The organism is Mesorhizobium sp. M0040 (assembly GCF_040323505.1).
Taxonomy (GTDB): Bacteria; Pseudomonadota; Alphaproteobacteria; order Rhizobiales; family Rhizobiaceae; genus Mesorhizobium.
The window spans coordinates 1-2,844 of the sequence record NZ_JAMYVA010000116.1 but is presented as its reverse complement, the minus strand read 5'-3'; the positions used below and the strand labels follow the sequence as shown (position 1 = coordinate 2,844).

Here is a 2,844-nt window from a genome sequence, read left to right as displayed (position 1 = left end):
GATACCCTCCGGCGAAGGCCGCCTTGCGAGAGGACGGCACGGTAGCGAGGCTGCGCTCTTAAGGTCGCCCTTACGAGCGAAGTTAGCAGCACAGCATGAGCCATGTGACGTTATTGACCGGGCCTGAGCGTCGTCGTCGTTGGCGTGAAGAGGATCAGTGCCGGATACTGGCCGCGGCATTCGCGCCCGGGGCCACAGTGGCGGCGGTAGCGCGTCAGTACGATGTCGCGACCAGCCTGATCTATAAGTGGCGCCGCACGGTGAGAGCCCGCGAGACGGGCTTTGCCGAAGTTGTCGTGGCTCCCGATGAGCCTGTCGCCGTTTCGCGGCCGGCGGCATCCCCAGCGGTGATCGAGCTGGAGGTCGCCGGCAAGGTGCGGCTGCGGATTCCGCTGACCACGCCGCCAACACTGGCGGCAGCGATGGTGAAGGCGCTGGGCGTTTCATGATCCCGGTTCCGAGCCAGGTGCGGATCTGGTTGGCGGTCGGCCGGACCGATATGCGTCGCGGGATGCAAGGCCTCGCTCTGCAGGTTCAGGAGACGCTGGGCCGGGACCCGCATGCCGGCGATATTTATGTCTTCCGCGGCCGCAGCGGCAATCTGATCAAGATTATCTGGCATGATGGGCTCGGCATGTCGCTGTATGCAAAACGGCTCGAGAAGGGCCGGTTTCTATGGCCGTCGCCGGCGGACGGCACGGTTTCCATATCACCGGCGCAGCTCGCCTACATGCTCGACGGGATCGATTGGCGCAACCCGCTTCACACGTTCCGCCCGCAGCGCGCGGGCTGAGTTTTTCTTTGAGTTTGCGCCATTTTCCGCGAGTCAGCGGACGCGTTTTATGATTCACTCCAGGGCATGGTTGCCACCGCCCAGGATGCTGTTCCGGACGATATTGGCGCGCTGAGAGCAGCGCTGACCGCGGCGCTGGCCAGAGCCGAAGACGAGGCCGCGCGCGCTGCGCTGGTCGAGGCCGAACTGGCGGTCGCCAGGGCCAAGGCATCGGATGATGCGGCGCTGATCGCGCATCAGCATCTGACGATCCGGAAGCTGCAGCGGGCGCTGCATGGTCAGAGTTCTGAACGCTCAGCCCGCCTGCACGACCAGATGGAACTCACCTTCGAGGAACTCGAGAGCACCGCGACGGAAGACGAGATCGCCGCCGAACAGGCCGCGGCCCGGACCACCGAGGTGGCGCCTTACATGCGCAAGCGACCGGCGCGCCAGCCATTTCCCGAGCATCTGCCGCGCGAACGCGTGGTCGAGCCGGCGCCGGCCGCTTGCCATTGCTGCGGCGGTCATCGGCTGCGCAAGCTGGGTGAGGATATCACCGAGACGCTGGAGGTGGTGCCGCGGCAATGGAAGGTGATCCAGCACGTGCGGGAGAAGTTCACCTGCCGCGACTGCGAGACGATCAGCCAGGCTCCGGCGCCCTTCCACGCCACCCCGCGCGGCTGGGCCGGTCCCGGCCTGCTGGCGATGATCCTGTTCGAGAAGTTCGGCCAGCATCAGCCGCTTAACCGCCAGGCCGAACGCTATGCCCGCGAAGGCGTGCCGCTCAGCCTGTCGACGCTCGCCGACCAGGTCGGCGCCGGCGCCGCGGCGCTGATGCCGCTGTTCAAGCAGCTCGAAGCCCATGTGCTGGCCGCTTCGCGTCTGCACGGCGACGACACGACGGTGCCGGTCCTGGCCAAGGGCAAGACCGATACCGGCCGATTATGGACCTATGTGCGCGATGACCGACCGTTCGGCGGCGCCGATCCGCCGGCGGCAGTGTTCTACTATTCCCGCGATCGCCGAGGCGAACATCCCGCGGCGCATCTCGCCGGCTGGAGCGGCATTCTGCAGGCCGATGCCTTTGGTGGTTATGGCGATCTCTATGCGACGGGTCGTCAGCCGGCGCCTGTTCTGGAGGCCAGCTGCTGGGCCCACAGCCGGCGCAAAGTGTTTGAGCTGGCCGATGTCGAAGCGGCGGCGCGCAAGAAGGCGCACGGCGAGAAGCCCAACCTGGTCTATCCGCTGGCGGTCGAAGCCGTGAAGCGCATCGATGCCCTGTTCGATATCGAGCGCGCGATCAACGGCCTGTCGCCGGCCCAACGCCACGCCGTGCGCCAAGAGCGGAGCGCGCCGCTGGTCACCGAGCTCGAGCGCTGGATGATCAAGACGCGCGACAAGCTCTCGCGCGGGCACGACCTGACCAAGGCCTTCAACTACATGCTGCGCCGCTGGTCATCCTTCACCCGGTTCCTCGACGATGGGCGGATCTGCCTATCCAACAATGCAGCCGAGCGAGCCCTGCGCGGCATCGCTCTCGGCAGAAAGTCCTGGCTCTTCTGCGGTTCCGATCGCGGCGGACAGCGCGCGGCCGTTCTCTACAGCCTGATCGTCAGCGCCAAGATGAACGATGTCGACCCGCAGGCCTGGCTCGCCGACGTCCTCGCCCGACTGCCCGCCTATCCGGCCCATCGGATCGATGATTTGCTGCCGTGGAATTGGAGATCCGCAAAATTGCGGACCCAACCAGCGGCGGCCTGATCATGCAGCGCAATAAGGTGCATCACGTCTACACCGTCGATCGTGTCGCCAGGGACCTCGGCGTCAGCGAAGCGCTCATCCAGGACCTGACCCTCGGTCTCGAGCCCGAGGACGGCGTCATCTGGGTCTACGGCGCCAACGATGACGACGGGATCTTGGCCTTCACCGATGAAGGCATCGAGGAGGTCAAACTCCTCCTCGAAGAATATCATCGCGTCTCCCCAAAGAAAGCTTGACCCCAGCACTCCGGTGCTCAGGTTCTCCTGGCTGCCGGATGCGCACGTCTGCGGTCTTCACCGGATGCGTAC

Annotated in this window: 4 protein-coding genes; all 4 read left to right on the top strand. The window is 65.6% G+C overall.

Going from position 1 to position 2,844, the window contains the following annotated elements; translation table 11 throughout:
• The first annotated feature begins 95 nt into the window (after nt 1-95).
• Nucleotides 96-449 carry an IS66-like element accessory protein TnpA gene (gene tnpA / locus NKJ91_RS33445; RefSeq protein WP_031239744.1) on the top strand — a complete coding sequence of 118 codons (354 nt, stop codon included), beginning with the start codon at nt 96-98 and terminating at the stop codon, nt 447-449.
• A gap of 29 nt (nt 450-478) precedes the next feature.
• Nucleotides 479-793, top strand: coding sequence for an IS66 family insertion sequence element accessory protein TnpB (gene tnpB / locus NKJ91_RS33440; protein WP_352458905.1), 315 nt, complete (start codon nt 479-481; stop codon nt 791-793).
• A 66-nt stretch (nt 794-859) separates the two neighbouring features.
• Nucleotides 860-2,536 carry an IS66 family transposase gene (tnpC, locus tag NKJ91_RS33435; protein ID WP_352458904.1) on the top strand — a complete coding sequence of 559 codons (1,677 nt, stop codon included), beginning with the start codon at nt 860-862 and terminating at the stop codon, nt 2,534-2,536.
• A gap of 2 nt (nt 2,537-2,538) precedes the next feature.
• Nucleotides 2,539-2,772, top strand: coding sequence for a hypothetical protein (locus NKJ91_RS33430; RefSeq protein WP_023731894.1), 234 nt, complete (start codon nt 2,539-2,541; stop codon nt 2,770-2,772).
• The last annotated feature ends 72 nt before the right edge of the window (nt 2,773-2,844 follow it).